The organism is Kitasatospora sp. LaBMicrA B282, assembly GCF_050325825.1.
Classification (GTDB): Bacteria; Actinomycetota; Actinomycetes; order Streptomycetales; family Streptomycetaceae; genus Kitasatospora.
This window is the reverse complement of the sequence record NZ_JBNQTI010000032.1, coordinates 33,831-60,199: the sequence shown is the minus strand read 5'-3', so window position 1 is coordinate 60,199 and position 26,369 is coordinate 33,831. Positions and strand designations below refer to the sequence as shown.

22 protein-coding genes are annotated in these 26,369 nt (G+C 73.8%); 9 read left to right on the top strand and 13 right to left on the bottom strand.

All coding sequences use genetic code 11. The features are described 5' to 3' along the window. Window positions 1-116: 116 nt before the first annotated feature. Window positions 117-563 carry an Lrp/AsnC family transcriptional regulator gene (locus ACQRUO_RS12170; RefSeq protein ID WP_428315838.1) on the bottom strand — a complete coding sequence of 149 codons (447 nt, stop codon included), beginning with the start codon at window positions 561-563 and terminating at the stop codon, window positions 117-119. 188 nt (window positions 564-751) lie between these two features. Here ACQRUO_RS12170 and ACQRUO_RS12165 point away from each other — a divergent pair, with 188 nt between their 5' ends. The 4 genes from ACQRUO_RS12165 (at window position 752) to ACQRUO_RS12150 (ending at window position 4,627) form a co-directional block, all read left to right on the top strand. After that, window positions 752-1,396 carry an AzlC family ABC transporter permease gene (locus ACQRUO_RS12165; RefSeq protein WP_428315841.1) on the top strand — a complete coding sequence of 215 codons (645 nt, stop codon included), beginning with the start codon at window positions 752-754 and terminating at the stop codon, window positions 1,394-1,396. Next, complete coding sequence (locus ACQRUO_RS12160; RefSeq protein ID WP_428315837.1) at window positions 1,389-1,718, top strand: branched-chain amino acid transporter permease; 330 nt, start codon at window positions 1,389-1,391, stop codon at window positions 1,716-1,718. Before ACQRUO_RS12165 ends, ACQRUO_RS12160 begins: the two co-directional genes overlap by 8 nt. A gap of 63 nt (window positions 1,719-1,781) precedes the next feature. After that, window positions 1,782-3,302, top strand: a complete 1,521-nt coding sequence (locus ACQRUO_RS12155) for a hypothetical protein (RefSeq protein WP_428315836.1) — start codon at window positions 1,782-1,784, stop codon at window positions 3,300-3,302. A 56-nt stretch (window positions 3,303-3,358) separates the two neighbouring features. Then, on the top strand, window positions 3,359-4,627 hold the full coding sequence (locus tag ACQRUO_RS12150) for a geranylgeranyl reductase family protein (protein ID WP_428315835.1): 1,269 nt from the start codon (window positions 3,359-3,361) through the stop codon (window positions 4,625-4,627). A gap of 30 nt (window positions 4,628-4,657) precedes the next feature. Here the strand turns inward: ACQRUO_RS12150 and ACQRUO_RS12145 are convergent, their stop codons facing one another. Further along, window positions 4,658-5,686, bottom strand: coding sequence for a GNAT family N-acetyltransferase (locus ACQRUO_RS12145; protein WP_428315834.1), 1,029 nt, complete (start codon window positions 5,684-5,686; stop codon window positions 4,658-4,660). Window positions 5,687-5,838: 152 nt separating this feature from the next. On the opposite strand from ACQRUO_RS12145, the gene ACQRUO_RS12140 reads away from it, so the two are divergent. Next, window positions 5,839-6,453, top strand: a complete 615-nt coding sequence (locus ACQRUO_RS12140; protein ID WP_428315833.1) for an RraA family protein — start codon at window positions 5,839-5,841, stop codon at window positions 6,451-6,453. Window positions 6,454-6,782: 329 nt separating this feature from the next. Continuing rightward, window positions 6,783-8,042, top strand: a complete 1,260-nt coding sequence (locus ACQRUO_RS12135) for an alpha/beta hydrolase family protein (RefSeq protein WP_428315832.1) — start codon at window positions 6,783-6,785, stop codon at window positions 8,040-8,042. Between the two features lie 74 nt (window positions 8,043-8,116). Here the strand turns inward: ACQRUO_RS12135 and ACQRUO_RS12130 are convergent, their stop codons facing one another. Both ACQRUO_RS12130 and ACQRUO_RS12125 read right to left on the bottom strand, forming a co-directional pair. After that, window positions 8,117-8,959, bottom strand: coding sequence for an alpha/beta fold hydrolase (locus ACQRUO_RS12130; RefSeq protein ID WP_428315831.1), 843 nt, complete (start codon window positions 8,957-8,959; stop codon window positions 8,117-8,119). Window positions 8,960-9,194: 235 nt separating this feature from the next. Beyond that, on the bottom strand, window positions 9,195-11,390 hold the full coding sequence (locus ACQRUO_RS12125; RefSeq protein WP_428315830.1) for a hypothetical protein: 2,196 nt from the start codon (window positions 11,388-11,390) through the stop codon (window positions 9,195-9,197). A gap of 138 nt (window positions 11,391-11,528) precedes the next feature. Between ACQRUO_RS12125 and ACQRUO_RS12120 the strand changes: the two genes are divergently transcribed. Next, window positions 11,529-11,960 carry a VOC family protein gene (locus tag ACQRUO_RS12120; protein ID WP_428315829.1) on the top strand — a complete coding sequence of 144 codons (432 nt, stop codon included), beginning with the start codon at window positions 11,529-11,531 and terminating at the stop codon, window positions 11,958-11,960. Window positions 11,961-11,975: 15 nt separating this feature from the next. On the opposite strand, the gene narI is transcribed toward ACQRUO_RS12120, so the two are convergent. The 4 genes from narI to ACQRUO_RS12100 are packed head-to-tail and all read right to left on the bottom strand — an operon-like array spanning window position 11,976 to window position 18,741. Beyond that, on the bottom strand, window positions 11,976-12,701 hold the full coding sequence (gene narI, locus ACQRUO_RS12115; protein ID WP_428315828.1) for a respiratory nitrate reductase subunit gamma: 726 nt from the start codon (window positions 12,699-12,701) through the stop codon (window positions 11,976-11,978). Window positions 12,702-12,704: 3 nt separating this feature from the next. Then, the gene (gene narJ / locus ACQRUO_RS12110) at window positions 12,705-13,343 is read right to left on the bottom strand and encodes a nitrate reductase molybdenum cofactor assembly chaperone (RefSeq protein ID WP_428315827.1); all 639 of its coding nucleotides are present in this window, start codon (window positions 13,341-13,343) and stop codon (window positions 12,705-12,707) included. Then, window positions 13,340-14,974 carry a nitrate reductase subunit beta gene (narH, locus tag ACQRUO_RS12105; RefSeq protein ID WP_428315826.1) on the bottom strand — a complete coding sequence of 545 codons (1,635 nt, stop codon included), beginning with the start codon at window positions 14,972-14,974 and terminating at the stop codon, window positions 13,340-13,342. Before narH ends, narJ begins: the two co-directional genes overlap by 4 nt. A 2-nt stretch (window positions 14,975-14,976) precedes the next feature. Continuing rightward, window positions 14,977-18,741, bottom strand: a complete 3,765-nt coding sequence (locus ACQRUO_RS12100; RefSeq protein ID WP_428315825.1) for a nitrate reductase subunit alpha — start codon at window positions 18,739-18,741, stop codon at window positions 14,977-14,979. A 259-nt stretch (window positions 18,742-19,000) separates the two neighbouring features. Between ACQRUO_RS12100 and ACQRUO_RS12095 the strand changes: the two genes are divergently transcribed. Next, window positions 19,001-19,966, top strand: a complete 966-nt coding sequence (locus ACQRUO_RS12095; RefSeq protein ID WP_428315824.1) for a tellurite resistance/C4-dicarboxylate transporter family protein — start codon at window positions 19,001-19,003, stop codon at window positions 19,964-19,966. Between the two features lie 21 nt (window positions 19,967-19,987). On the opposite strand, the gene ACQRUO_RS12090 is transcribed toward ACQRUO_RS12095, so the two are convergent. Further along, window positions 19,988-20,938 (bottom strand): YeiH family protein, encoded by a 951-nt coding sequence (locus ACQRUO_RS12090; protein ID WP_428315840.1) that lies wholly within the window; start codon window positions 20,936-20,938, stop codon window positions 19,988-19,990. Window positions 20,939-21,527: 589 nt separating this feature from the next. Here ACQRUO_RS12090 and ACQRUO_RS12085 point away from each other — a divergent pair. After that, window positions 21,528-23,507: a hypothetical protein gene (locus ACQRUO_RS12085; protein ID WP_428315823.1), complete on the top strand. Its 1,980-nt coding sequence runs from the start codon at window positions 21,528-21,530 to the stop codon at window positions 23,505-23,507. A 115-nt stretch (window positions 23,508-23,622) separates the two neighbouring features. Here the strand turns inward: ACQRUO_RS12085 and ACQRUO_RS12080 are convergent, their stop codons facing one another. From ACQRUO_RS12080 to ACQRUO_RS12065, 4 genes are all read right to left on the bottom strand, one after another. Further along, window positions 23,623-23,928, bottom strand: a complete 306-nt coding sequence (locus ACQRUO_RS12080) for a hypothetical protein (RefSeq protein WP_428315822.1) — start codon at window positions 23,926-23,928, stop codon at window positions 23,623-23,625. Window positions 23,929-24,281: 353 nt separating this feature from the next. Continuing rightward, on the bottom strand, window positions 24,282-24,767 hold the full coding sequence (locus ACQRUO_RS12075) for a PH domain-containing protein (protein ID WP_428315821.1): 486 nt from the start codon (window positions 24,765-24,767) through the stop codon (window positions 24,282-24,284). Window positions 24,768-24,841: 74 nt separating this feature from the next. Then, the gene (locus ACQRUO_RS12070; protein WP_428315820.1) at window positions 24,842-25,453 is read right to left on the bottom strand and encodes a hypothetical protein; all 612 of its coding nucleotides are present in this window, start codon (window positions 25,451-25,453) and stop codon (window positions 24,842-24,844) included. Beyond that, window positions 25,450-26,232, bottom strand: coding sequence for a GntR family transcriptional regulator (locus tag ACQRUO_RS12065; RefSeq protein WP_428315819.1), 783 nt, complete (start codon window positions 26,230-26,232; stop codon window positions 25,450-25,452). The genes ACQRUO_RS12070 and ACQRUO_RS12065 overlap by 4 nt, the downstream gene beginning before the upstream one ends. Between the last annotated feature and the right edge of the window lie 137 nt (window positions 26,233-26,369).

Genomic DNA, 26,369 nt, shown 5'->3' with positions numbered 1-26,369 from the left:
GGGGGGAAGTGGGGGGGTGGGGGGAGCGGGGGGGGGAAATGACACGGGGGGGGGGGGGGTGTGGGGGGGGGCGGGGGGGGGCTCGCTGGGAGGGCACGGAGCTCCCCAGGGCGGTGTCACGGGCCGGACTTGATCTTCTTCATGGTCAACCGTGACTCGGTGCGCAGCACGCCGGGCAGGCCGGTCAGCTTGAGGGTGAGGAAGGCCTCGTAGGCGGCGTGGTCGGCGACGGCGATGCGGATGAAGTAGTCGGGCCGGCCGAACATCCGGCGGAACTCGATCACCTCCGGGTAGGAGGCCACGGTGTCCTCGAAGTCCTCGACCGTCCTGCGGTCGGTGGCGCCGACCTCCACATCCAGTAGGACCTCGAGGCCGCGGCCCAGGGCGGCGGCGTCGATCACGGCGCGGTAGCCCGCGATGGCGCCGGCCTCCTCCAGGCGCTTGACCCGGCGCAGGCACGGCGGTGGGGTCAGGCCGACGCGCCTGGCCAGTTCGACGTTGGTCAGCCGGCCGTCCTGGCTCAGGTGAAACAAAATTTCACGGTCGATGCGATCGATATGCATTTCATTTCTCCGGGCGCCCGATCCTGGTCACTATTGGCAACCATATTACGGCGGATCGGTCCTAACATTTCCCCATGGAAATACCTTCGCCCGTGCTCGCCGAGCAGCCCCGGCCCGTCGCCGCACCAGCGGTCCCGGCCCACCCCCGGCCGGCCACCGCGCGGGCCGCGCTCAAGGACTCCGCCTCGGTGGGGCTGGGCCTGGTGCCGCTCGGGCTGGCCTTCGGCGTCCTGGTCACCCACGCCGGGCTGGCCTGGTGGTGGGCCGCGGCCTTCACCAGTCTGGTCTACGCCGGGTCCCTGGAGTTCCTGCTGGTCGGCCTGGTCACCGCCGCCGTGCCGCTGCTGACCATCGCGCTCACCGCCTTCCTGGTCAATCTCCGACACGTCTTCTACGCCCTCTCCTTCCCCCTCGACCGGGTGGCCGGGGCGCCGGCGAAGGCCTACAGCACCTTCGCGCTGACCGACGAGATCTACGCCCTGACCACCGCCGACCGGGCCCGCTGCTGGTCCGGCCGGCGCATCCTCTGGCTCCAGCTGTTCCTGCAGCTGTACTGGGTCGGCGGTGCCACCGTCGGTGCCCTGCTCGGCGCGCTGATCCCCGCCGGTGTGCGGGGGCTCGACTTCGCGCTGACCGCCCTGTTCACCGTGCTGGCCCTGGACGCGGTCCGCAGCCGCCGCGGCGACCTGCTCACCCCAGTGCTCGCCGGGCTCAGCGCGCTGGCCGCCCGGGTGCTGTTCCCCGGCCAACTGCTGCCCGCCGCCTTCCTGCTGTTCACCGCCGCGCTGCTGGTCCGGCGCCGCACCACCCGCACGAGGACCCGCCATGCCTGACACGCCCTACCTGCTCGCCGCCGTCGCCGTCTCCGCCGCCGTCACCTGGGCCCTGCGCGCCCTGCCCTTCGCGGTGCTGCGCCCGCTGCGGGCCAGTGCCACCGTCCGCTACCTGAGCAGCCGGATGCCGGCCGGGGTGATGGTGATCCTGCTCGCCTACTGCCTGCGCGACCTGCCGCTGACCGAACTGCGGGTGGCCGCCCCGCTCGCGGCCCTGGCCACCACCGTCGGGCTGCACCTGTGGCGCCGGGACGCCCTGCTGAGCATCCTCGGCGGCACCACGGTCAACGTGGTCCTCACCAGTACCCTCTTCACGCACTGAGTGCGTCCGGCCGTCCCGGCCGTACGCGGGCCACGGGACCGGAGCACGGCGGAGGGGAGAGCAGTGGACGAGGGCGGCACCGGAGGGCGTTCCGGGTTCCTCGCAGCGCTCGGCGTGGCCGGGACGCCCGAGCAGGACGAGCTGCTGCAACGGGAGTTGGAGCTGCTCGCCGACCCGCGGGCCCGGGCCGCCGCGCGCCGGCAGGAGCCGCTGGACACGCTCGTCGGGTTCCTGGCCGGCACCGGGCTGGCCGTGCCGCCCGCCGTGTTGGGGAGGTTCCGGGTGCAGCTGGCCGCGGCGACGCGCCAGGACACCGCGCCGGACGCGGCGGCCGACCGCTCCCCGCGCGAGGCCGTGCACCGCTGCCTGACCGGTCTCTTCGGTCGGCCGGCCGAGTCGCTCGCGGCGCAACTGGAGCTGTTGATCGCCGACTGCGGGGCCGACGGCCGCGTCCTGCATCACTGGACGGTGCGCACCCGCTACGCCGAGGCGTACGACCTGTGCCAGGTCTGGGCGTTGGCCCTGGACGAGCCGCTCAACCTGGACCTCGAACCGGCCGCCACCGTCGACGAGGTCTATGCCACCGAGGCCGCCCTGGCCGCGAAGTTCGGCTCCGAGGCGGTCGACGGCCGCGCCGGGATCGACGGCCCTGACGGGCAGCGGGTCGCCGTGGCGGACCTGGTGGGCGAGCTGACCGAGCTGGTGCTGCTGGACCGGTGGGCACTGGTCGACTGGCGGCACTGGACCACCGAGTCACCCTCGCTGGGCTGGCCCGCGGTGCTGGTGCAGGCGCAGTACCGGCTGCGCCAACTGGCCTCGGCGACACTGCCGTCCAGCGGAACCACCCGACCGGTCGAGCCCACGCCACCGGTGGACCCGACCGCAGGCCGGCACGGACAGGCCCACCACCTGCTCGCCGCTCACGCCCCGGACCGGCAGCACATCCGGCGCTCCCACCAGGACCCGACCCCGGACGCCACCCGGCTCCAACTGGCCGACCTGGCCTGGGCGGTGCGCCGCCGCGCCGCCGCACCGGGCTCGCCGGCGGCCCCGGCCCGGACCGCCGACCGGCTCGCCGAGCTGCTCCGCCACCACCCCACGATGCTGCCCCCGCCGCCCGGCACGGACCGGGCCCCGTGGCCCGGGCCGGTCCCCGGGCCCGACCGACTCCCGTTCACCGCCTGGGAACTGCGCGAACGCTTCCCCGGCCTGCGGTGCCTGCTCGGACACCACCGCGAACTGCTGCGCCGGGGGCCGCTCGAGGAGTACCACACGACCCACCTGCCCGAGCTGCTGGTCCGGCAGGCCTGCGCGGCCCACCTGCGCAGCAGCGGCGCGGCGCCCGGCCGGGCGGCCGCCGCGCTCGCCGGTGAACTCGCCGCGCTGGCCGTGCTCTTCACCGGGGACGCGCAACTGGACCAGGCCGTCGCACTGCTCGGCGAACCCCCGCGGGACGCGGACCCGCAGGTCCCCTGGTGGGACCTGCTCGGCTGGCCCGCCTGGCTGCGCGCCGCGGTGGCCGAACTGGCGCTGCCCGACCAGTGGGGGCGAACGAGCGGGAGTCGTTCGGCCCGCACGGGGTAGAGGGGGAGCACACCACTGCCGGGGCGGCCCGCGGCCGTCGATCGGAAGGAGACGGGATGGTCGATCGAGCGGACGCCCAGGTCGTCGTGATCGGAGCCGGCCCGGCCGGCTCGGCCGCCGCCGGGCACCTGGCCCGGGCCGGCGTCGACGTCCTCCTGCTGGAGAAGGACGACTTCCCCCGGGACAAGGTCTGCGGCGACGGGCTGACCCCGCGCGGCGTGCGCCAACTGCTGCGGCTGGGCATCGACGTGAACGCCCCCGGCTGGCGGCGCTCCCGCGGCATGCGCCTGCACTGCGCGGGCCGCCGGGTCGACGTCGACTGGCCCGCGCTCGGCGACTGCCCCGACTTCGGCCTGACCCGGACCCGCCACGACTTCGACCAGCTGCTCGCCCAGCACGCCCGGGCCGCCGGCGCCCGGCTGCACACCGGCACCAAGGTCACCGCCCCGCTGGCCGACGCCGCCGGCCGGCTCACCGGCGTCAGCGCCGTGACCGCGGACGGCAGCACCACCGAGTACCGGGCACCCCTGGTGATCGCCGCCGACGGCGCCTCGGCCCGCACCGCCCTCGCCACCGGCTGGCCGCGCGACCGGCGCCGCCCGCTCGCCACCGCGGTCCGCCGCTACTACCGCAGCCAGGCCTTCGCCGACGACGAGTACCTGCAGCTCTGGGCCGACGTGCGGTGCGCCGGCACCGGGCACGACCTGCCCGGCTACGGCTGGGTCTTCCCGCTCGCCGACGGCCGGGTGAACGTGGGCCTCGGCGGCCTGCCGCACCGCCGGCACGGCTCCACCGACCTGCGCGCCACCCTGCAGCAGTGGGTCGAGCAGCTGCCGGCCGACTGGGACCTGGACGAGCAGCACGCCGACGGGGCGCCGCGCAGCGCCGCCCTGCCGATGGGCCTGAACCGCCGCCCCGAGTACCGCAACGGCCTGCTGCTGCTCGGCGACAGCGCGGGCATGATCAGCCCGTGGAGCGGCGAGGGCATCGCCCAGGCTATGGAGGCCGCCGAGGTCGCGGCCGACGCCGTCGCGCTCGCCCTCACCCGGCCGCCCGGGCCGCGCCGCGAACAGGCGCTGCACCGTTACCCCGCCGAGCTCGCCCGCCGCTGGGGGCGCTACTACCGGCTCGGCAACGCCGTGGCCGCCCAGGTGTTCAGCCGGGTCGGGTACCGGCCGCTGCTCAGCCACCGGATCATGACCAGCCCCCCGGCCATCGCGCTGGTCACCCGGCTGCTCAGCCAGACCGACAGCGAGCCCGGGCAGGACGGCATCGACTCGGTGCTGCGCACCGTCCTGAGCCTGGTGCCGCGGCTGCGCCGCTGACCGGCCGCCGCGCCCGGTCCCGTGCGCCGTTCAGTGGACGCCGGCCGGGACGGCCAGCTGCTCGACCAGGTTCGCCGTCGCGGTCTCCACCCAGTCCGTCTCCCGGGTGGTGCGGTACCCGAGGGCCTGGTGGAGGGCGAGCAGGCCGGTGTCGGACGCGGCGGTGGTGGCGAGGAGGCGGGCCAGCTCCGGGCGCTCGTCGGTGATCCAGCGCAGCATGGCGGCCGTCATCGCCGGGCGCAGCCCGCGTCCGCGGTGCGCGGCCGACACGGCGGTCTCCTCGACCAGAGCGAGTTCGGGGCGGAACCCGTCCTGCTGGACGACGTGCACGCCGGCGACCCGGTGGGTGGCGTTCTCGACCGCGATGACCACGCGCTGCTCGATGCCGGCCGCCGCCGCCTCGCGCTCCCTCGCCCGGATCCGGCTGGGAGTCCAGTCGGCCGTCGCCCGCAGGCTCGCCCGGCCGTGCGGCGCGTCCTGCGCGGCCTGGCGGGCCACCGCGTAGGAGTCGACGAACAGTTCGGGGGTGCGTCCGGTCCAGTGCGCCAGCCGGTAGCCGGTCGGCACGGGCACGTCCCAGAGCTGCGGGGAGGTGGTCGCCACCGACAGGGCCTGGGTGACGGTGCGGTGGGTCACCGCGAACCCGAGCTGCGCCGCCCAGCGGGCGCCGGCGGAGCCGGGCGTCACCGGGAGGCCGAACACCGTCGCGCGCCCGGAGTCCCGCAGGACGGGCAGCGCCGCCCGGAGCAGCTCGGTGCCGAACCCGCGCCGCCGCAGCCCGGGGTGCACGTGGATCTCGACCTTGACGATCCCGTGGTTCGGCACCGGGGGCAGGGCGATCCGGACCGCGCCGGCCAGGCGTCCGTCCAGGTGGCCGGTCCAGACCCGGCACGTCCCGTCCTCGGTGGCCGGGGTGCGCAGCCGGCCGATGGTGTCCTGGCAGGTCAGCGGCGGGTCCTCGGGCCGGTCCGCCGCGACGACGGCCGCGCGCAGCGCGTGGTAGCCGGCCAGCACGGGCTCGGGGGCGGTGGCCGGGTCGAGCGGTTGAACGTCGAGCATCACCGGATCTCCCTGTTCTCTGAGGTGTGGGGTGCCGGTCCCTCGTCATGACGAACGATCAACCCACGGTAGCGAGGCCCGCATTTGCCACGATGGAGGATGGACAGGGCCGTACTGTCATGCACAACGCCGTTGCCACGAAGGAGAACGCCGTGACCGAGAACTCCGCCGTCCCCACCACCGCACTCGCCGACTTCCTGGGCCGGGAGCAGGTGATGGATCTCGGCATCCGCTCGCTCTGGACGCCCGTGCCGCTCGTCGCAGGGCCGGCCTTCACCGTGCAGTGCCCGCCCGGCGACAACCTGATGCTGCACGCCGCCATCCACCGGGCCGAGCCCGGCTCGGTCATCGTCGTCCAGTCCGGCGACCTCGACTACGCACTCGCCGGCGGCAACGTCTGCGCCGTCGCCCAGCGCCGCGGCATCGCCGCCTTCGTCCTCGACGGCGTGATCCGCGACCTCGGGGAGGTGCGGGCGATGGGCTTCCCGGTGTACGCCCGCGGGATCATCCCGATCCCCGGGGACAAGAAGGCCGTCACCCCGTTCGGCGCTCCGGTGCGCTGCGGTGGTGTGCTGGTGCACGCCGGCGACCTGGTGGTGGCCGACGAGGAGGGCGTGGTGGTGGTCCCGGCCGACCGGCAGCAGCAGGTGCTGGCCGACGCCCGGACCAAGCGCGCCAAGGAGGACGCCCAGTCCCTGGACGACTGGGCGGCGGCCCACCGCGCCCGGATCGACAAGATCCTCGCCGAGCACGGCTTCCAGGGCTGACCTGCGGGAAAAGGGGACTCCCGAGTACTGCGCGGCGGCCGAACCGCAGGTGCAGCCGCAGGGGTGAGCGGCGCGGCCGGGCCGTCGGGTCGTCAGCCCGGGGATGTAAGCCCGCGGGCCGACGGCCCGGCGGGCGATCAGCCGGCGGGCGGATGTGTCCGGGTCTCCCGCGTGACAGCGTAGTGATCACGAGCGCGGCAGTGGATCCGACGGACCGTCAGGCCTGATGGTTCGCCGGCAGGTTGCCCACCGCTGCCGCGCCGACCGCCGCCAGTACCGGAGGCCACGCATCGTGGCCCGGTGCTGCCCAGCAGACCCAGGGAGGGTCCGTGACACCCACGCCGTTCACCAGCCGAGAGCACCTGACGCGCCGTCGCCTGCTCGGCACCGCGCTGGCCGCCGGCGTCGCCGCGCCGCTCACCGTCGCCGGCTCCGCGTGGGCGGCGTCCGGTGCTGCCGGTGCGGTGGGCACGCCGGGTGCGCCGAGCGCGGCGGGTGCGTCGAGCGCGTCGGGCGCGGCGCAGCTCACCCTGCCGCGGCCCACCGGGCCGCACCCGGTGGGCGTGGTGCCGCTGCACCTCGTCGACCCGGCACGGCCGGACCCCCTGGCCGGCCCGGGCCACTTCCGCGAGCTGATGGTGAGCGTCTGGTACCCCGCCCGGGACGTCGCCGGGTACCCGCGGGCGCCCTGGCTGGAGGCCGGGGTGCTCCAGCAACTGCTGGCGTCGGCGGGCTTCCCGGCCGACGCCGTGGCTGCGCCGCTGACGGACGGCCACCAGGGGGCGCCGGTCCGGCGCACCGGCCGGCGCCTGCCCGTCGTCGTCTACTCGCACGGCGCGCACTCGCACCGCGGGGACACCACCGTCGTGGTCCAGGAGCTCGCCAGCCACGGGTACGTGGTGGTGACGGTCGGTCACACCTACGACACCTTCGTCCAGTTCCCCGACGGCCGGATCCTCGCGCCCGTCTTCGACCGCAGGTACCCGATGGGGCCGGCCCAGTGCGCCGACGACCTCCGGTTCGTCCTCGACTGCGTCGATCAGCTCGCCGCCGGGCACAACCCCGACGCCGACCACCGCGCGCTGCCGACCGGCCTGGCGGGCGCCGTCGACCCGCAGCGGATCGGGGTGTTCGGCTGGTCGAAGGGCGGCACGGCGGCCGCCCTGACCACCATCGAGGACCCGCGGGTGCGGGCCGGGCTGAGCTTCGACGGCCCGATGCAGCCGACGATCACCACTGATCTCGACAAGCCGTTCATGATGATGACCGCCGTCTTCGGCCGGGACGCTGATCCCGACGCCGCCGAGTTCTGGACGCACCTGCGGGGCTGGCGGCTCAACATCCAGGCCGCGGGCGCGGTCCACTCCTCCTACGGCGACGACCAGGTGCTGGTCCCACAACTGGCGCCGGTGGTCGGGATGACCGCCCAGCAGTTGCAGGACTGGATCGGCACCCTCGATCCGGCCCGCGCGGTGCGGATCCAGCAGGCCTACCCGCTCGCCTTCTTCGACCGGCAGCTGCGTCACCGCGGCGGGCAGCTGCTCGATGGGCCGTCCCGGGCCTTCCCCGAGGTGGCGTTCCTGCCGTGACCCGGCGGCGGACCGCGGCGCTCCGGCCGGCACGCCGCGGTCCACCCGGCCCGTCACCCTGCCAGGTGCGCCCGTCACCCCGCCAGGTGGTCCAGCAGCAGCGGTACCACCCGCTCGGCGTCGGCCTCGGGCAGCCAGTGGCCGGCGCCCTCCAGGGCCACGAAGCGGTACGGCGCACTGACCTGCCGGGCCGTCAGCTCGGCGGCCTCGCGGCCCAGTGCGCGGTCCTCGGTGCCCCAGACGAACAGGGTGCGCACGCTGACCTCGCCGGCCGGCACCCGCAGCCCCTCGGCCACCGCCCGGTACCAGTTCAGGGCGGCGGTCAGCGCGCCCGGCTCGGTCAGCCGGCGGACGTTGGACTCGACCAGCTCCGCGCCCAACGCGCCCTGGTAGAGGGCGCGTAGCTTGGCCGCGCCGGCGCCCAGCAGCGCCCGCTCGGCGACCTGGCCCGGCCGGCGGAACACCTCCACGTACTGCGAGCGTTCGCGCTGGTCGCCGCCGCTGTTCAGGGCCTGGTGCAGGGCCTCGGGGTGCGGCGTGGCGAGCACGGTGAGGCTGTGCAGCCGCTCCGGGTGGGCGGCGGCCAGGGCCCAGGCGACCAGGCCGCCCCAGTCGTGGGCGACCAGGTGGAAGTGTGTCGCGCCCAGCACGTCGGCGAAGCCGAGGGCGTCCGCGACCAGCAGGTCGACGGCGTAGTCGGCGACGGCCCCGGGGCGGGCGTCGGGGGAGTAGCCGCGCTGGTCCACCGCGACGGCGCGGTAGCCGGCGGCCGCCAGCGCCGCGAGCTCGGCGGTCCAGCAGTCCGCGAACTCGGGGAACCCGTGCAGCAGCAGGACGAGTTCACCGTCGGCGGGCCCGGCGGCCAGCGCGTCGAAGGTGTGCGGACCGACGGTCAGTCGGGTGGCGGTGATGGGCATGGCAGCGGCTCCGATTGGCGGTCCATCGACATGATGATCAGACCACATCCGGGCGGCCGGCGGCAGTGCCGCCTGAGCCGTCGTGTTGGAGCCGTCGCGCCGGAAACGAGCCGCCGGGGTGCCGCGAACGGCACCCCGGCGTCAGGTCGAGGGCGAGGAGAGCGGAAGGACTAGTCTCAGTGAAAGGGATGAGAAGGAAGTCCCTCCATGGCCTCGCCGGAGCCGAGCCTAGCAGTCAGGCGGGGATCAGGTCGCGGAGATTCTCCGGGGTGACGACCCGGGAGTCCGGGTGCAGGCCCTCCGGGCGCTCCAGGCCGATGAAGGTGACGGGGCCGTCCGGCACCGTTCGGCCGTCCCAGAGCGTGCTGGTGACGCGGTCGGCCAGCAGCTCGGTGAGGTAGCGGACCGTCAGGTGCTCGCGTTCGACGATGCCGCGCAGCAGGGTGGCGACCGACACCCGGTTCTCCTCGACCCGGTTGGCCTGCGGGCGGCCCTTGAGGTACAGGTGCAGCCACTTGGCGTGCCAGCTGCCGTCCTGGTCGCGCTGGAAGGCCAGCGGGAGCGCCACCCGGCCCGGGCCGCGCAGCTCCGACTTCATCCGCACGGTGCGCGCCTCGAACGGGCGGCCCAGCTGCTCGCTCTCGCGCAGCATGAAGCCGAAGAACGACTCCTCGACCTGCTCGAAGCCCTCGCCCGAGTAGATGTGCACCTGCGGGACGATGAAGCTGCCGCGCACCGCCCCCAGCCGCAGGTTGATGAACTCCGCGGCACCCTCGGGCGCCTGGGTGACGTCCCCGGAGTGCTCGCCCTCGGCCTGGGTGAGCTCGGTGTACGACAGCCAGCAGACGGTCCGGTACTTGGCGTCGAGCAGCAGGGCGGACAGGTCGAAGTCGGTAGTGTGCCGGCTCTCCTTCCACCACACGAAGAACCGCAGCAGGTCGCCGTCGACCGGGGAGCGCGAGCCGCGCGGCAGCACGCCGAGCCCGGCCGCCGTCGCCCGGCCGCTGAGCGGGAGCGCGACGTCGAGCAGGGCGGGGTCGATCAGCAACTGCCCCGACTCCGGCAGGCGGCGGCGCAGCTCCTCGTCCAGCGCGTCGAGCAGCTGCCGGCGCCCGGCCGACGGCAGCGGCGCGCGGGAGTCGGCGGTGACCCAGGCGCCGCCGGCCCGGTTGACGAAGAACCGGCGGCTGGTCGCCTGACCGGTACGGTTCTGCAGGTGCTCCCGGACCGACAGCAGCACCCGGCCGCTCACCTGCGGCGCCACCTGCGCGGCGGCGGCCAGCACGGCGTCGCGCTCCTGCTCGGTGGTGGCGGCGCGCAGCAGCCGGTCCAGCGAGCGGAACAGCCGCCCCGGGGCGGTCGTCAGCAGCCGCGCCGCGCCGGTGACGTCCTTCGCCTCGAGCAGCTCCTCGACCCGGCCGGCCAGCGACCGGGCCTGCTGCTCGCCCCGGGCGACCGCGAACACCTGGGCGGCGTGCGGCCAGCGCGGGTACTCGTGCGGGTGCAGGCGCTCGCCGAGCCGTTTGAACGCCTCACGGTGGGCACCGACGTCGGCGAGCTTGGCCGGGGCCGCCGAGACGACCGCGTCGAGCCCGGCCAGCAGGGCGCGGCGGACCGGACGGGAGAGCGCCCGGAGCCGGGTCGGCGTCGCCAGGGTGACATCGCCGTCCGACAGCGCGCAGGCCAGCCGGAGCACATCGGTGACCGTGTCCAGCAGCAGGTCGGCGCCGGCGTCCAGCCGGGCCCGGTTGACCACGGCGCGGTTCTCCCGGATCGGGATCGCGGCCGGCTGCGGGGCGTCGACGCAGGCGCCGGCGAGCACGGCCAGGTCGCGCAGGCCCTCCTCGCCGAGCGGCGTGCTGCTGCAGGCCAGGGCCAGGTACAGGGCGGCGACCTCCTCGTCCAGGGTGCCGCCGCGGTGCAGCACGGTCAGGCGGTCGCCGGTGGCGGCGATCAGTTCGTGGTGGGCGGCGAGCAGCTCGGCGTAGCTGTGCTGGGGGTTGCCGTAGCTGGGGAGGGTCAGCAGGTCGACCACGCCGGTGCTGAGCTGGGTGAGCGTCCGGTCGCGGGTGGCGGCGTCGTGCGTGAGCGCCTCGGTGATGCACTGGGTCCAGAAGTCGAAGGTGTCGGGCACGTTGGCCGGGAAGTCGATGAAGTAGGCGTTGTGCTCGACGTGGTCGCCCACCAGTTCGCGGACGGTGGCGAGCGTGCGGGCGGCGAGGGGGACGACCGTCTCCTGGGTCAGCTGCGACAGCCGCTCCAGCAGCTCCGCCGAGAGCTTGAACCCCACCGACAGCAGCGCGGCGTCGAACTGCCGCGCGGCGACCGCGCCTTGTCCGGCGGCGGGGCCGGCGGGTCCGGTGCCGGGCCCGGCGGGGAGGGGCAGGCGGAGGGTGTGCCGGATGACCAGGGATTCGAGACGTGGGGTCATCCAGGCATGATCCCAGAACCGTTCGAGCCGCCGCACCCGGGTTTCCGCCGGGCCGGGACGGTGCACGATCTCCGGTGACCCGCCCGCGCCGCCCGGCTGTCGCCACCGGCGTCCCGACCGAACAGGAAGTCCACCGCCATGACCCAGTCCTCCTCGCCCCTGCCGCGCTTCCACCTGGCCCTGCCGGTCGACGACCTGGCGGCCGCCCGCCGGTTCTACGGCGAGGTGCTGGGCCTGGCCCAGGGACGCACCGCCGACACCTGGGTGGACTGGAACCTGCACGGCCACCAGCTGGTCACCCACCTGGCCCCGGGCGGCGGTTCGCAGGGCCACAACCCGGTCGACGGCCACCAGGTCCCGGTGCCGCACTTCGGACTGCTCCTCACCGTCGCCGACTTCCACCACCTCGCCGACCGCCTCACGGCCGCCGGCACCACCTTCGTGCTCGAGCCCCAGCTGCGCTTCGAGGGCGAGGTGGGGGAGCAGTGGACGATGTTCCTGCTCGACCCGGCGGGCAACGCCCTGGAGTTCAAGGCCTTCGCCGACGACGCGCAGGTGTTCGCCGTATGAGCAGGCCGGCCCTCGTCAGGTGTCGATCCGCTCCCAACCCGGGCGGGGTGGGCGCTCGGCGAGTCGGTCGGTGGGGCGGCTGCGGTAGACCAGGTAGGGGCGGAACAGGTAGAACCACGGCGCGCTGAACATGTGCACCAGGCGGGTGAACGGCACGATCGCGATCACCAGCATCCCGATCACCGCGTGCACCTGGTAGCTGGTCGGCACGGTGGCCCACAGCCCGGTCCGCGGGTGCAGGGCGAAGAGGCTGCGCGCCCAGGGGGCGATGGTGCTGCGGTAGTCGTAGCCGCTGTGCAGGCTGGAGTTGGTCAGCTTGGTGTACAGGCCGACGCAGATCTCGCCGAAGAGCAGCAGGTACATCGCCTTGTCGTTGGCGGTGGTGGCCCTCAGCACCGGCAGGTTGCGCCGCCGCCGGTACAGCAGCGTCGCCAGCCCGAGCACCGCCAGCACCCCGGCCACGGTGCCGCCGACCAGCGACATCAGGTGGTAGACGTGCTCGTCGACGCCGAGGGCGTCGGTCCAGCCCGCCGGGACGAAGAGGCCGAGCAGGTGGCCGGCCAGCACGAAGAGGATGCCGTAGTGGAAGGCGGGCGAGGCCCAGGCGAGGATCCGCCGCCCGTACACCTCGCTGGAGCGGGTGGTCCAGCCGAACTTGTCGTAGCGGTGCCGCCAGATCAGCCCCGAGACCAGGGAGAGGAAGGCGAGGTAGGGCAGCGCGCCCCAGAGGAAGGTGTCCATCGGTCAGTGGCCCCCGGGCTGGACGGAGAGCACGGGCAGCTGGGCGAGGTGCCCGTAGGGCGGCAGCTCCGGGCCCAGACCCACCTCTTCGCGCGGCGGGCCGGAGCGGGCCAGCGCGAGCGCCTGCGCCCGGTCGGCGGGGCGCGGCCCGGGCAGCGTCGCGCAGACGGCGGCCACCGGTCCGGCGTAGGGGGTGCCGGCCTCGGTGAGGGCCAGGCGCAGCAGCTCCAGACCGGCCCGGTGCTCGCGCAGCAGGGTGTCCTCGCGGGTGGCGGCGCAGAACTCGAGGACGGTGGGCAGGAAGTCCGGCAGCTCCTCGTCGGTGGGCTCGAACCCGCGCTCGCGGTAGGCCCGTTTGACCGCGAGCAGGGCGGCTCCGCGCCGGCGGGTGTCGCCGTCGGTCCACCAGCTCAGGTACAGGCTGTGCTTGGTGGTGAAGTCGAAGACCTGGACGTAGTGGGCGGCCAGCTGCTCCGGTGGTGTCACCGCGAGGTGGTCGAGGAAGGGAGCCAGCGCACTGCTGTGGCCGAGCGCGGTGCGCAGCAGCTCCAGGTCGGCGTACAGGTCCTGGTCGGGGTAGGCCAGGCAGCGCGCGGCCGCCTGGTGCAGCACGGCGGTGGCGAAGGGGATCCGGTTCGTCACGGCTTCTCCTCGTGGTCGGCCCGCTGGCGCCGGCGCAGCGCGTGGAAGGACTCCAGAGTGACCAGCGGCAGGTTCCGGCGACCCGAGTTCTCCCCGAACGGTCCGGAGCCGCCGGGATCCTGTCCACCGGGATCCTGGCCGTCGAGGTGGCCGACGCTGCACTCCGCCGGCACCGCCGACTCCTCCAGCCGCCGGGCGTCGGCCAGCGCGGCGGTCGGGATCACGTAGCGCTCCTCGTACTTGGCGATGGCCAGCAGACGGTACAGCTCCTCGATCTCCGCCCCGGTCATCCCCACCGCGGCGGCCACCTCCGGATCCGGCGACTCGCCGAGGTTGACGGCCCGCATGTGCGCGCGCATCGCGGCCAGCTTCTCCAGCGCGGCCCGCACCGGCACGTCGTCCCCGGCGGTGAACAGCTCGGCCAGGTACTCCACCGGGATGCGCAGCGCGTCGATGGCGCCGAACAGGTTGCCGGCGTCCTCGCCGTCGAAGCCGGTCTCGGTGAGCGCCTCGACGACCGGGGAGAGCGGCGGGACGTACCAGACCATCGGCAGGGTGCGGAACTCCGGGTGCAGCGGCAGCGCCACCCGGTGCCGGCTGATCAGCGCGTGCACCGGGGAGCGGCGGGCGGCCTCGATCCACTCCCGGGAGACCCCGTCCCGCTCGGCCGCGGCCCGCACCGCCGGGTCCTCGGGGTCCAGGAAGAGGTCCAACTGGGCCTGGTGGAGCTGCTTCTCGTCCGGCGTCGCGGCCGCCGCGGCGACCCGGTCCGCGTCGTAGAGCAACACGCCGAGGTAGCGCAGCCGACCGACGCAGGTCTCCGAGCAGACGGTCGGCAGCCCGACCTCGGTCCGCGGGTAGCAGAAGGTGCACTTCTCGGCCTTGCCGGTGCGGTGGTTGAAGTAGATCTTCTTGTACGGGCAGGCGGTGACGCACTGCCGCCAGCCGCGGCAGCGGTCCTGGTCGACCAGCACGATGCCGTCCTCGGCCCGCTTGTAGAGCGCGCCGGACGGGCAGGCGGCCACGCAGGCCGGATTGAGGCAGTGTTCGCAGATCCGCGGGAGGTAGAACATGAAGCTCTCCTCGAAGGCGAACCGCACCTTCTCCGCGGCCCGTCGACGCACCTTGGCGACCACCGGATCGGCCTCGCCGTGCTCCGGCAGCCCGCCCAGGTCGTCGTCCCAGTTGGCGCTCCAGGTGATCTCCATCGGCTCGCCGGAGAGCAGCGAGCGCGGGGTGGCCACCGGGTAGTCGTCGCCGAGCGGGGCCTCGGTCAGGTTCCGGTAGTCGTAGGTCCACGGCTCGTAGTAGTCGCCGATCTCCGGCTGCACCGGGTTGGCGAAGATCTCCGCCAGCCGCCGCAGCCGGCCGCCGGAGGCGAGCGTCAGCCGCCCGCGCCGGGTCAGCCGCCAGCCGCCGCGCCAGCGCTGCTGGTCCTGCCAGCGCCGCGGGTAGCCCTGGCCCGGCCGGGTCTCGACGTTGTTGAACCAGACGTACTCCGTCCCGGAGCGGTTGGTCCAGGTCTGCTTGCAGGTCACCGAACAGGTGTGGCAGCCGATGCACTTGTCGAGGTTCATCACCATCGCGAGCTGCGCCATGACGCGTCCGACGGTCGGTTCGCGACGGGGCATGACTAGAACTCCACCTCCTGGCCGCGGCGGCGGATCACGGTGATCTCGTCGCGCTGGTTGCCGGTCGGGCCCAGGTAGTTGAAACCCCAGGCCAGTTGGGCGTAGCCGCCGATCAGGTGGCTGGGCTTCAGCAGCACCCGGGTCAGCGAGTTGTGGATGCCGCCGCGCCGCCCGGTCCGCTCGGTCCGCGGCACGTTGACGGTGCGCTCCTGGGCATGGTGCAGGTAGACGGTGCCGGCCGGCATCCGGTGCGAGACCACCGCCCGGGCGACCACCACCCCGTTGCGGTTCTCGGCCTCGATCCAGTCGTTGTCCCGGACCCCGATCAGCGCCGCGTCCCGGTCGCTCAGCCAGATCAGCTGCCCGCCGCGGGAGAGCGAGAGCATGAACCAGTTGTCCTGGTACTCGGAGTGGATGGACCACTTGTTGTGCGGGGTGAGGAAGCGCACCGTCACCTCGCGCTGCCCGGTGGGGCCGAGCCGCGGCTCGCCGAAGAGCCGGTGCAGGTCCAGCGGCGGCCGGTACACCGGCAGTGCCTCGCCCAGCTCGTGGATCCAGTCGTGGTCCAGGAAGAAGTGCTGGCGGCCGGTCAGGGTGTGCCAGGGCTTGAGGTGCTCGGTGTTGAGGGTGAAGGCGGTGTAGCGGCGGCCGCCCGACTCGCTGCCCGACCACTCCGGGGAGGTGATCACCGGCACCGGGGCGGCCTGGGTGTCCCGGTAGGCGACCCGCCGGCCCTCGTGCTCGGCGGCGAGCTGCGCCATCGGCTGCCCGGTGCGCCGCTCCAGGGTGCGGAAGCCCTGCACCGCCAGGCGCCCGTTGGTGGTGCCGGACAGCGCCAGGATCGCGTCGGCCGCCTTGACGGCGGTGTCCAGCAGCGGCCGCCCCTCGGCCGGGCCGCCGCGGGCCGTCCCGTTGCCGGCCGCCAGCGCCGCGACCTCCTGGTCCGGGTGCAGCACCACGCCCTTGACCGGCAGCCCCAGCTGCTCGGCGAGCGGCCCGAGCGCGGCCAGCTTCGCGGCGGTGGCGGGGTAGTCGCGCTCCACCACGGTGAGCGTCGGCATGGTCCGGCCCGGCACGGGCTCGCAGCGGCCGGTGCGCCAGTCCGGCGCGTGGCCGCCGGGCTGGGCCAGCTCGCCGGGGGTGTCGTGCTGCAGCGCGGTGGCCACCAGGTCGTGGCGCACCCCGAGGTGGTCGGCGGCCAGCTCGCTGAACCGGCGGGCGATGGCGTGGAACGCGTCGAAGTCGGTGCGGGCCTGCCAGGGCGGGTCGATCGCCGGGGTGAAGGCGTGCACGAAGGGGTGCATGTCGGTGCTGGACAGGTCGTGCTTCTCGTACCAGGTGGCGGCCGGCAGGGTGACGTCGGAGAGCAGCGTGGAGGAGGTCATCCGGAAGTCCAGCGACAGCAGCAGGTCGAGCTTGCCCTCCGGGGCCGCCTCGTGCCAGGCCACGTCGCGCGGGCGCAGGTGCTCGGGGGCCTCGGTGGCGTTCAGGTTGCTGTGGGTGCCGAGCACGTGCCGGGTGAAGTACTCGGCGCCCTTGCCGGAGGAGCCGAGCAGGTTGGCGCGCCACAGGGTCAGCACCCGGGGCCAGTTCCGCTCGGCGTCCGGGTCCTCGCCGGCGAAGCGCAGCGTGCCCGCTTTGAGCTCGGCGACGGCGGCGGCGACGGGGTCGGTGGGGTCTGTTCCGGTGTTGCCCGCGCCCGAGCCCCTGGCCTCGCCCAGGTCGAGCGGGTTGCGGTCGAAGGTCGGGTAGGACGGCATCCAGCCCGCGCGGGTGGCCTGCGCCAGGCAGTCCGCCCCCGACATCCCCGCGAACGCGCCCCGGCCCAACGGCGAGGCCAGCACGTCCGCCCGGAAGTGGTCGTAGCGCCACTGGTCGGTGTGCAGGAAGAACCAGCCGGTGCCGATCATCTGCCGGGGCGGGCGGGCCCAGTCCAGCGCCCCGGCCAGGGTGGCCCAGCCGGTGAACGGGCGGCACTTCTCCTGCCCCACGTAGTGCGCCCAGCCGCCGCCGTTGCGGCCCTGGCAGCCCGTCAGCTGGAGCAGCGCCAGGAAGGCCCGGTAGATGGTCTCCGAGTGGAACCAGTGGTTGGTGCCCGCGCCCATCAGGATCATGCAGCGGCCGTTCGACTTCTCCGCCGTGGCCGCGAACTCCCGGGCGATCCGGGCACAGGCCGCGGCCGGCACGGAGGTGTGCGCCTGCTGCCAGGCCGGGGTGCCGGGCTGCGTCGCGTCCTGGTACCCCGTCGGCCAGCTGCCCGGCAGGCCCGGGCGGCCCACCCCGTACTGGGCCAGCAGCAGGTCGAAGACGGTGGTGACCAGCGGGCCGTCCGGCGCGAGCCGGGTGGCGGGCACGCCGCGGCGCAGCACCTCGCCGCGGCCCTGACCGTGCTCGCCGCCCTCGGTGTCGAAGCGGGGGAGCAGCACGGGGACGCCCTCGGCGCCCGGGCGGCCGTGCAGGGTGAGCACGGGTTCGACGCCGGCCAGGTCCAGGTTCCAGCGGCCGGCGCCGGCGTCCGGCCAGCGGAAGCCGAGCGAGCCGTTCGGGACCACCGGGTCGCCGGTGGCGGCGTCGAGGAGGACGGTCTGCCACTGGGCGGGGTCGGTGTCGGCGTCGCCGTGGTCGTCCGGGCCGGTGTTGCCCAGATCCGCCGCACGCAGGAACTTGTCGGCCACGAAGGCGCCGTTCTGGGGGCGCAGCGTGACCAGGAACGGCAGGTCGGTGAAGCGGCGCACGTAGTCGGTGAAGAACGGCACCTGGCGGTCGACGAAGAACTCCCGGAGCACCACGTGCCCCATCCCGATCGCCAGCGCGGCGTCCGTCCCGGGGTGCGGGTGCAGCCACTCGTCGGCGAACTTCGCGCTGTCCGCGTAGTCCGGCGCCACCACCACGACCTTCTGCCCCCGGTAACGGGCCTCGGCCATCCAGTGCGCGTCCGGGGTCCGGGTGACGGGGACGTTCGAGCCCCACATCACCAGGTACGCCGCGTCCCACCAGTCACCTGACTCCGGCACGTCCGTCTGGTCGCCGAAGACCTGCGGCGAGGCGACCGGCAGGTCCGCGTACCAGTCGTAGAACGACAGCATCGGCGCACCGATCAGCGCGTGGTACCGGGCCCCGACCGCGTGCGACACCTGCGACATCGCCGGAATCGGCGAGAACCCGGCGATCCGGTCCGGCCCCCAGACCTTGATCGTGTGCACCTGCGCGGCCGCGACGATCTCCACCGCCTCGTCCCAGCTCGCCCGGACCAGCCCGCCCTTGCCCCGGGCCCGCTGGTAGCGGCGCCGGCGCTCGGGATCCCCCTGCAGGTCCGCCCAGGCCAGCACCGGGTCGCCGCCCACCCGCGCCTTCGCCTCGCGGAACAGCTCCAGCAGCACCCCACGCACGTACGGGTAGCGCACCCGGGTCGGCGAGTACGTGTACCAGGAGAACGCCGCCCCGCGCGGGCAGCCGCGCGGCTCGTACTCCGGGCGGTCCGGCCCCACCGAGGGGTAGTCGGTGGCCTGGGTCTCCCAGGTGATGATCCCGTCCTTGACGTACACCTTCCAGCGGCACGACCCGGTGCAGTTCACCCCGTGCGTCGAGTGCACGATCCGGTCGTGGCTCCACCGGTCCCGGTAGAAGACGTCCCCCTCCCGGCCGCCGGCCACCTCGACCCGGTGCAGGTCGGCGGACGGGGTGCCGGGGCGCAGGAAGCGGGCGGTGTGCAGGAGGAGGGCGCCGGGGTCGGTGGGCTGCGTACCCGGGTCGCGGGGGTGTTGCACCTGGCCTCCCGACCACGACGACTGTTGCCCGACTCTGCTTGAGGCTGCCGGTCCTGTCCGGTTCGCCTGTCTCGCCTGACTCGCCATCAAAGCCGCCCGGCGGGGTGGGGGCCGCCGCGCCGCACCGCGGGCGGGGGAACTCCACCTGACTGGGGGTGCGGGGCCTTCTGCTCCCGCGCCGTCCGGGTTGCCCGCCGAGCGGAGCAGCGCAGGTGGATCCGGGAGGCGGGTGCCCGGACCGCGCGATCTCATGGTGCCCATGACCCAGTCGGCCGCGGCCGCCACCAAGGACCGCCCCGCCTCGTCGGGCTGGTGGGCGCGCCTGCCCCCGGCGGCGGGCTCGGCGGTGATGGCCACCGGTATCGTCTCCGTCGGTCTGCGCCTGGTCGGGTGGCCGGTGCCGTCCACGGTCCTGCTCGTCCTGGCCATGGCCGGCTGGATCCTGCTCGCCCTGGCGTTCGCCGTCGAGTTCCTGCGTGACCGCCGCCGCTGGGTGGCCGACCTCGGTACCGCCCCCGCCCTGACGGCCGTCGCCGCCACCGCCGTCCTCGGCACCCGGCTCTCCGCCGCCGGATGGCAGACCACGGCCGCCGCGCTGCTCGCCGTCGCCACCGTGGTCTGGCCCGGCATCCTGCTCACCGTGCTGCGGCACTGGCAGCACCACCTGCCCGGGGCGTCCTTCCTGGTCTGCGTCGCCACCCAGGGCCTCGCCGTGCTGGCCGGCACGCTGGCGCTGGCGCACCAGGGTGACTGGCTGGTCTGGCCCGCGCTGGCCGCCTTCAGCCTCGGCCTGGCCCTCTACGTCGCGGCGCTGCTCCGCTTCGACCTCCGTCAGGTGGAACGCGGCGCCGGCGACCAGTGGATCGCCGCCGGCGCGCTCGGCATCTCCGCCCTCGCCGCCTCCAGGCTCACCCAGTGGCCGCACTGGCACCCCGTCCACCCGGTGCTGCGGATCGCCACCCTGGTCCTGTTGGCCCTCGACCTGGCCTGGTACGTGGTGCTGCTGGCGGCCGAGGTCCGCCGCCCCCGCCGGCACTACAACATCCGCCGCTGGGCCACCGTCTTCCCGCTCGGCATGACCGCCGTGGCCACCCTCTCCACGGCCACCGCCGCACACGTTTCCTGGCTCACCCCGGTGGGCCGGGTCCTGCTCTGGATCGCCGTCGCGGCCTGGCTGCTGACGGCGGGCATGCTGGCGGCGACCGAGGCCCGACGGGTGGGGTGACGTGGTGGACAGGGCGACCGTTCAGGCGAGCCGGAACACCGCCTGGAGCGCGAGGCTGGTCACCGAGACGACCACCCAGAGGCAGCCCCCCAACAGCAGCGGTCGCGGGCCCGCCCGGCGCAGCCCGGCCAGGTCGGTGGAGAGCCCGATCGCGGTGAGCGCGGTGGTGATCAGGAAGATGGAGAGCTTGCTGAGCGCGTGATGGCTGCCGGCCGGGATCAGGCCGGCGGTGTTGGTGGCGGCGAGCAGCAGGAAGCCGACCAGGAACCAGGGCACCAGTCGGCGCAGCCCGACCCGCGTGCCGCCGGTGGTTCCTTCGCTGACTCCCTCCCTGGCTCCCTCCCTCGCGCTGTCCCGGCGTGCCGCCAGTGCAGCGAGCCCGAAGCAGATCGGGATGATCAACAGCGTCCGGGTCAGCTTGACCACCACGGCGTAGTCGGTCGCGGCGGACCCGTAGGTGGTGGCGGCCGCGACCACGGACGACATGTCGTTCACCGCCGTACCGGCGAACAGCCCGAAGGCGTGCTGACTGAGACCCAGCAGGTGCCCCAGCGCCGGGAACGTCAGGACGGCGGCGATGTTGAAGAGGAAGATCGTCGAGATCGCGTAGGCCACCTCGGCCCCGGCGGCCCCGATCACCGGCGTCACGGCGGCGATCGCGGAGGCCCCGCAGATCCCGGTGCCCACCCCGACCAGCGTCCGCAGGTTCGCCCCGATCCCCAACCGCCGCCCGATCAGGTACGCGGCCGTCAGACAGGCCGCCAGCGAGCCCACCATGACCGGCAGCGACCCCACCCCGACCCGGACGATCTGCGCGAGCGACAGCTGCGCACCGAGCAACACGACCGACAACTGGAGCACGAACTTGCTCGCCGTGCCGATCCCCGGCGTGAATCGCGCCCCGGGCCTGACCAGGGTCGCGATCAGGATCCCGAGCAGAATGCCACTCACCGGCCCCCCGACGAGCGGCACCCAGCCCCCGATGACCGTCGCCACCCCGGCCACCCCAAGTGCCAGAGCGAGCCCAGGCAGGCGAGCGGCGAGGTCGCCCCAGCGGGGGTGAGGGCGGTGGCGGTGGTCGGTCGGGGCCGGCTCGGCTGGTGGGCGACCCATGAGGTGCGGTTTCACAGGTCCATCGTGGGTGCGGTGATCGGGGCGTGGTACTGGGTGATCACTGATGGATGCATAGAGCGGGGTTATGGGTGGGGTGGCTCCGCTGTCCACGCAACGGCCGCCCGGAACCTGGCTACGCCGGCATGGCGGGGAGCCGGCGCCGATCCTGCCGGGGTCACGCGCATGGCCGACCGTCTGGGTGCTCCATGGCCCCCAGGGGCGCTGGGTCCGGTTCCGCCGTTGTCACTGGAGCGCCACATCATCGGCTGAACGCTGCGGACCGACAAGCCCCGGTCGGGAAAGATCACCACTTCGGGGTAACCCGGGCCGACGTCACGGGTGGGTGCGGGAAAGTGGCCGCTACGGTTCCCGGCGGCAGGACGGATCGCCCAAAGGCGCACGTCCTGCCTTTCGCCACGTCCCGATCATTTCTTCGCCCAGCGCCTCTGTGCGCACCGGCCCTCCCCTTGCCGAAGGAGAGATTCGCCTGATGAGCGTTCAGACCGCCCCGCGGCTGCAGGCGCAGCCCCATGTGCAGTCGAGTCGGATGACGGCTGCCCACCACCTCGCCGCCACGATCGTGCCCGCGCCGCAGACGTGTGCGTCAAGTGTCCTTGCGCCGCTGGCCGAGCGCGTCCATGCCGGGACCCGGCCCGAGAACCCGCCGCTGTCGGGCTTCAGTACCGGGCCGACGGGGCTGGGTACTTCCGCTGCGCGGCTGTTCCAGCCGGCGGCCGCCGAGCCCGGCCCGCCGCCGGCCCTGGATGTGCTGTGGACGCGCAGGCGTGCGGCCGGCTCCCCCCTGGCGGCTCATGTCGAGGCGGTGCGCCATCGACTGGCCGACGACCCGGGATCGCATCGTCCTGGCGGCTGGGTGTACGACCCGGAGAAGACCTTGGCAGCCATGAGGAGCGACCCCACCGCATGGGGAGAGCGGTTCACACCCTGGATGATGGAGTGCGCCGAGATGGTCGGACACGGGCGGGACCTGCTCGCACAGATCCGTGAAGTCCGCGGCAAGGGCTTCGGCTTCACCCCCTCGGGCCAGGTCGGGCTGGTCCCGCTCACCGCCGGTGCGGACCCGGTGGGGGCGCTGCTCGCTCGCGCCCGACTGGGGGAGAACGCGGGCCGGTCCACCAAGTCGCACCTGGCGACCTGCCCTTCACCGGACTGGGCCGCGTTCATGGACGAGTTCGGGTTCCAGGGGGTGGGGGCGTATCCGAACTTCGCGGCCGGAGCCTGGGGCGGCGGCCTGATGCCGGACACCTACGAGGACTGGCGTCAGGACTACGTCGTCATGCTGATCTACGGCTTCTACCTCGAATACAACATCGACACCGCTTATGCCCGGACGGGCGGCAAGAGCCTGACGCACGAGATCCTCGCACTGTGGGACATGCCGGATCTCCCTGCCGACCTGGTGGCGCGACGGGCCCATGTGGAAGCCGACCTCGCCTTCTTCGACGTCAAACGGCGCGACGAGGCCGAGGCCCACACGGCGGCGACGAGCGGTCTGGCCGCGTGGGTCTACCGCGACCGGGACACCTGGCGCGACATGAAGGCAGCGGACAGCGGCTACTTCACCTACCACCTGTCGTTCCTGCCCAACCACGCCGGCCGTGACGACATGATGCTGACCGGCCTGGTGGCCGACTGGTCCGACATCGGCCCAGACCTGCGCTTCCAGGAGTGCGGACAGTCGGTGCTCGCGCTCACCCGCGGATCGGTCGTCATGGCCGACCTGCTGGCCGCCTACGAGCGCACCGTGTGGATGTTCAACACGCACTGGACACCGACCGGCGGCATCCGCCCCGAGCGCTACGCGGCGTGCACGGCCGTCCTGGCCGTCGGACCGTGGCTGCTGGGCAACCACCGGCACGACGCGTGGCGCTACTACGCCCTCGCGGCCGACCTGTCCCACGCCGCGCAGCAGCGGGACCTGTACGCCTGCGGCCAACTCGCCGACTGCTACACCGAGGACCTGACCCCGATCACGCCGGCCGACAGTCCGCGGGTCTGCGTCCCGCGCCGGGAACTGCCCTTCGATGTCGGGATCGACGGCGTCCGGCACACTGGCACGGTCCGCCTGCACAGCGTGATCTGCGACGCCGTCGGACGGGGCGTCCTGCCCATGGGCGTGGTCGAGTACGAGTTCGTCCTCCCATGGCTGCTGCGGGAAGGGAGGATCTCACCCACGGCGTTCCTGACCCACATGGACCGCGCCTACTGCCGGCACTTCGCCCAGCTCATGCGGGCAGGGCACGAGGCGGACTTCGAGCGCCCGTTCAGCGAGCCGATGTCCGCGCTGATCATGGAGCAGTGGTGGCACGGCATGCACTTCGCGATCGGCGCGGGCAGCCTCGTCGAAGCCCAGACCGACGTGATCGCCGGCGACCGAGCACACGACGAGCCGGCCAGGCCCTCCTGAAGGTGGGGAGACCGGTCGGTAGGCACACCCAGAGGTCGCGGGCCCACGTCGAGGAGCACGATGTCCTGGGGGATCTCGTCACAGACCAGCACGAACTGCTCGGGCATGATGCTCCTCAACGCAGATGGGCGGCTGACTTCGGTGGGATGGCTCCGCCGCACTCGTCCGGTGCCGACCACATCACCCTCACCTTGCCGGCGGTGGTGTCGAACCCGAGCAGCGGTTGCGTGCCGCCGCCTTCAGGGAAGAGCGGCACCGATTTGCCCAGCCGGCGCCCGATCGCGCTCAGGAACCCGCACAGGACGTCCAGCCGGCCCTGGCCCTGGAGCTCCCGCAGGTCGACGTCGAAGTCGATCTGCTCGTCGGAGAGGAACCGGAGGATCAGCCACCCCGCCGTCCTGCCCGCTCGGCCCTGCCACACCGACTGAATTTCCTGATGGGGAGGCCGCTCTCGCACGGGAGCTGGTCTGGGCAACCAGGCTGAGGTGGGGCCGGTCGGTGAGCACATCGGAACGATGCATTCCCAACTCAGGAACCCTCGGGCAGTCCCACATGTCCCGGACTGCTCCCCGCACCCGCGGGGGCTGGGCTGGCGAGGGGTCAGTGCCCGCCCCGGTCTGGGGGCCGGGCGGGCAGTCCCGGTACGCCGCGGGCAGGTGTCTCCAGACCTCGGTGGCCATGGGTGTGGTTATGGGGACTCGGGGCTGGGGCAGGGCAAGAGATGTGAACGCCTGTCACGGGTGGGCGCGAAATCACGGGGCGTAGGGCCGGGTGTCAGCCGGGCTGGTCCGTCGAGGTGCCGGGCTGGGCGGCTGCCCAGGTGGTGCGCAGGGTGGTGAGGTGGGCCCGCAGGGTCGGGTCGTGGGCGTTGTCGGTGACCAGGCCGGGGAGGGTGAGGGCTCGTCCGTTGTGCAGGTGGGCCTGGGTGCGGTAGAGGTGGAGGTTGCCGTCGCGGGAGGTCGTGAGGCTCGTCACCTCGCGCCAGGTGACCGCGCGTGTCCTCAGGAGGGTGCGCGTGGTGAGGCCTGTGGCGTTCATCGTGGTGCTGCCGCAGAGCGGGCCCACGAAGGTGGCGCAGTTGAGGCAGGCTGCGGGCACGAGGATGGCGCAGATCGCGAGCCATGCCGGATCGCGGCCGTCGGGTGCGGTGGCGTCGATGAAGGTGATGGCACCGATCAGGGCGGCCGAGAAGATGATCAGGATTCGCCAGCCCGTCCGGCGTAACCGGAACGGTGCCTGGAAGCGTTGCTGATCGCCCACTTGTCATCCCCCTCCGCCCCGACCGTCATTGTCGACGGGTGTCCGGGCGGCCGCAAGGCGCTGGGCGCAGGGCGTCAGGCGCTTGTGCCGGGCGGGGGCACGGGCGGCCGCAGCTCCAGCACGACCGCCGTGCCGCCGGCGTCCCGGCCCTCGTGCATGGTGATCACCTGGCCGGGCTCGAGGTGCCGCCACTGTGCGGGGTCGAGAGGGGCGAGGCGTACGGAGGAGCGCTCGCCGGGGCCCAGGAAGGGGGTCGACTCGACCCACAGCCAGGCGATGTCGAGCGCCGGGACGCCGGTCGGGGAGCGGTGTCCGATGTCCCACATGGGTCGCAGGACGCCGGCCCCGGAGAAGGCGGTCTGCCGACGGCTCTCGCTTGCCGGCGCGAGCGTGAGGTCGGCCCGGATGACCCCGTGGCGGGCCTCGGAGCAACGCCAGTGGCACCACGCCGCGCTCCGCTCCAGGTGCAGCTGCTCGGCGGCCGCGGCGAGCGCTTCCCAGAAGCCGGCGTCGAGGGCGGGCCGCCGGATGTCGCCGAGGCCCTCCAGGACGCCGAGGGCCACCTCCCACTCGTCGTGGGCGAGGTGCTCCCACACGTCGTCGACCGTGAGGTCGTTCCCGGTGGCGAGCTCGGCGGGGACCAGCAGCGAGGCGGCTTCCAGCAGCTCGACGACGTCCGCGGTCACCCCTCGCCCCCTGTCAGGTGCGCCGTGAAGCTGAACCGGTCCCCCCGGTAGAGCGAGCGCACGCACTCCACCGGTTGCCCCTGGCGGTCGCGGGTGACCCGGTTGAGGAGCAGCATCGGCAGGGCGGGGCTGGTGCCGATCAGTTGCACCTCGCGCGGGGAGGCGAGGACGGTCTCGATGCGTTCGTCCGCGTCCGCGAGGGTGACGCCGCTGCCGCGCAGGTACGCGTAGAGCGAGGTGGTCGGGTCGAACTCGTCGGTCAGCGCCGGGAAGCGGGCCGCCGACAGGTAGGTGCTCTCCAGGCCGACCCGCTCGTCGTCGGCGAGCAGCAGGCGTTCCAGGTGGAAGACCGGGGCGCCCGTCTCGATCCGCAGACCGGCGGCCAGGGCGGGGTCGGCGGCGAGCTGTTCGAAGACGACGAGTTCGCGGCCGGGGCGGCGGCCCTGCAGGCGGACGCCCTCGGTGTAGCTGGCGAGGGTGAGGGGCTGGACGAGTTTCGGCAGCCCGGCCACCGTGGAGCGGCCGCTGCGTTGGACCCGGCCTTCCAGGCGCAGCTCGCGGATGGCCTGGCGGACCGTCATCCGGGAGACGCCGAACCGCTCGGCGAACTCGCGCTCGGTGGGGAGGGTGGCGCCGGGGCCCAGGTCGTCGAGGACCGCGTCGATCTTCTGCTTGACCTGGAAGTACTTGGGCGGCGCACCGTGCTCCGGCACCCCGGAGCGGACGGCCGCCAGCGGGGTCGGGGCGGCGGTCACGGGGTCGACGGGGAGGCTGCTCACACCCGTGAGGGTAGTGGAGCGGGCATGTGGTGGGTCCGGCAGGTCGTGGCGCGGGCACGCAGTGGGGGGGGGGGGGAACAAAAAGTTCCCACCCCCACCCCCAGCAAGGGAAGGCCGACCCCCCAAACCCCCCCCCC